Source organism: Schnuerera sp. (genome assembly GCF_035459645.1).
GTDB lineage: Bacteria > Bacillota > Clostridia > Tissierellales > Tepidimicrobiaceae > Schnuerera.
The window spans coordinates 1-3,238 of sequence record NZ_DATHXO010000203.1; the positions used below are offsets into that span (position 1 = coordinate 1).

At 33.0% G+C, this 3,238-nt stretch carries 3 protein-coding genes; all 3 read left to right on the forward strand.

Features of this window, described 5'->3' with window-relative positions; genetic code table 11:
- Positions 1–109: 109 nt before the first annotated feature.
- Genes VK998_RS04840 through VK998_RS04850 form a run of 3 tightly spaced genes read left to right on the forward strand, consistent with a single transcriptional unit; the run spans position 110 to position 2,985 of the window.
- A complete protein-coding gene (locus VK998_RS04840; protein ID WP_325226130.1) occupies positions 110–1,018 on the forward strand; it encodes an ABC transporter permease in 909 nt (302 codons plus the stop codon).
- A gap of 18 nt (positions 1,019–1,036) precedes the next feature.
- On the forward strand, positions 1,037–2,029 hold the full coding sequence (locus VK998_RS04845; protein ID WP_325226134.1) for an ABC transporter ATP-binding protein: 993 nt from the start codon (positions 1,037–1,039) through the stop codon (positions 2,027–2,029).
- Positions 2,029–2,985 (forward strand): ABC transporter ATP-binding protein, encoded by a 957-nt coding sequence (locus VK998_RS04850; protein ID WP_325226137.1) that lies wholly within the window; start codon positions 2,029–2,031, stop codon positions 2,983–2,985. The genes VK998_RS04845 and VK998_RS04850 overlap by 1 nt, the downstream gene beginning before the upstream one ends.
- Positions 2,986–3,238 lie beyond the last annotated feature (253 nt).

Genomic DNA, 3,238 nt, shown 5'->3' on the forward strand with positions numbered 1-3,238 from the left:
CCGCAACTTTTAGTATTGTTAATCTATTTATAGATATACTATATGCATTTTTAGACCCACGGATTAAATCCCAATATAGATAAGGACTTAGCAAAGGAGGGTTTTCAATATGCAATCTAAAGATATGTCAACAGGAGCTGAAATCAAATCGAATGTAAAGCCAAGAAAAAAAAGAAGCCAATGGATGGAAGTATGGAGAAGATTAAAAAAAGATAAAATGGCCATGCTTGGCTTAGGTATACTGATAGTTTTAATTTTATTAGCTGTATTTGCTAATCAGATAGCAGACTATGATGAGGTAGCAATCAAACAGAATACATCTGTAAGATTACAAGGACCAAGCAAAGATCATTGGCTAGGTACAGATGATTTAGGTAGAGATATATTTGCAAGACTTATCCATGGAGCAAGGATTTCTTTAATGGTAGGTATTGTAGCTGTAGGAATTGCAGTTATCATAGGTGGAACTCTAGGTGCCGTAGCAGGATTTTATGGTGGAAGAGTAGATAATATTATAATGAGAGCTATGGATGTATTTTTGGCTATACCAAGTATTCTATTAGCTATTGCTATAGTTTCGGCACTAGGTGGTAGTTTAATGAATTTGATGATAGCAATAGGGATATCTTCAATACCACAGTATGCTAGAATCGTAAGAGCTTCTGTATTAATGGTTAAAGACCAAGAATTTATTGAGGCAGCAAGGGCTGTCGGTGCTAAAGATAGTAGAATAATCATTAAACATATTATACCAAATGCATTGGCACCAGTAATAGTTCAAGGAACTTTAGGTGTAGCAAGTGCTATACTTTCTACAGCAGGTTTAAGTTTTATAGGCCTTGGGGTTCCTAAACCTCAACCAGAATGGGGAGCTATGCTAGCAGATGGTAGATCGTTTTTAAGACAAGCACCTCATATAACTACTTTCCCAGGTCTTGCTATTATGATAACTATATTAGCTTTAAACCTTCTGGGTGATGGATTAAGAGATGCACTAGACCCAAGGTTAAAGGAGTAGAAGGAGGGTAAAAAGCACATGGATAAAAACAATATTCTAGAAATTAAAAACTTAGTAGTTCATTATATTACTGATGATGGTGTAGTGGAGGCAGTTAATGGACTTAATATAGATTTGGATAAAGGAGAAACATTAGGGTTAGTTGGCGAAACAGGTGCTGGGAAAACTACTACTGCATTAGGCATTCTAAGACTAGTACCTAATCCTCCTGGAAAGATAATAGACGGTGAAATTATTTTTAATGGAACTAATTTATTAGATAAGACAGAAGAAGAAATGAGAAATATTAGAGGGAATCAAATATCAATGATTTTCCAAGATCCCATGACTTCTTTAAATCCAGTAATGACTGTAGGAGAACAGATAGCAGAAGGGATTCAGATTCATCAAAAATTATCTTATGATGAATCAATGGAAAAAGCTATAGAAATGCTAGAATTGGTAGGAATTCCAAAAGAAAGATCTGTAGATTTCCCTCATCAGTTTTCAGGAGGAATGAAGCAAAGGGTAGTTATTGCTATTGCCTTAGCTTGTAACCCAAATTTATTAATAGCTGATGAACCTACAACGGCATTAGATGTTACAATACAAGCTCAAGTATTGGAATTAATGAGGAATTTAAAAGAAGAATTCAATACTGCTATGATATTAATTACTCATGATTTAGGGATTGTTGCAGAAACTTGTAATAAAGTAGCGGTAATGTATGCTGGGGAAATAGTAGAATTTGCTTCTTTAGAACAATTATTTGAAGATCCAAAACATCCTTATACTATAGGTCTTTTTGGTTCTATCCCAAACTTAGAAGAGGATGTGGAAAGATTAAATCCAATAAAAGGACTAATGCCAGATCCAACGGATTTACCATCTGGTTGTAAATTCCATCCTAGATGTCCTCATGCCCAACCAATATGTAAAGAACAAGAGCCAATAACAAAAGATATAGGTGATAATCATCAAGTAAAATGTCTTATATATGAAGGGCTAGTAGAAGCTAAGGAGGTGGAATAATGACAGAGGCTATTTTGAAAGTAGAAGGATTAAAAAAATACTTTGATACTCCTAAAGGAAAACTCCATGCAGTTGATGATGTAAATTTTGAAATAAAAAAAGGAGAGACATTAGGTTTAGTTGGAGAATCTGGGTGTGGTAAGTCTACAGCTGGAAGATTAATTCTAAGACTTTTAGAAGCTACAGATGGTAATATAACATTTGATGGAAAAAACGTTACCAATATGCAAAAAAAAGAATTAGCTAAACTTAGAAGAGATGTTCAAATTATATTTCAGGATCCATTTTCATCATTAAATCCAAGATTATCTGTATCTGAAATAATAGCGGAGCCTTTAATCGTTCATAAAATAGTAGAAAATAAGAATTCAAAATTGGAAAAAGAAGTTTTAAGACTTATGGATATAGTTGGTTTAGCAGAAAGACTTATAAATTCATATCCTCATGAGCTTGATGGAGGTAGACGACAGAGGATTGGTATTGCAAGAGCATTGGCATTGAGACCAAAATTCATAGTTGCAGATGAGCCTGTGTCAGCTTTAGACGTTTCAATTCAAGCGCAAATATTAAATCTTATGCAAGATTTACAAGAGGAACTTGGGCTAACTTATTTGTTTATCACTCATGATTTATCAGTGGTTAAGCATATTTCAGATAGTATAGCAGTTATGTATCTTGGGAAAATTATTGAAAAAGCTCCTACTAATGAACTCTTTAAAAATAGTTTACATCCTTATACTCAAGCCTTGCTATCAGCTATACCAGTACCAAGTTTGAAGTCTAAAAAAGATAGGATTTTACTAAAGGGTGAAATTTCATCTCCAATTGAACCAAAACCAGGATGTAGATTTGCTCCAAGATGTAACTATGCAATGGAAAAATGCTTTAATACAGATCCAAAATTAATAGAAGTAAAACCAGATCATTTTGTTTCTTGTTTCTTAGTAACTGATTAAGTTAATAATAGATAACTTTGAGTAATTGATAATTAGAAAATTTTATAAAAAAATGGTTCCTACTGTTTTATTGGTAGGAACCATTTTTTCATTGTAACAATTGGATTTAAAAAACGTACTATATATTGAAAAGAAATAATATTTACATGAGGGAGGATTCTAAATGAGTGGAGATTTTTATGAAAGAGGAAAAGAAAAACAACTAGCCAGGGTCTATATACCATTTCAAATTATGAATCAAGTATATAGTCCA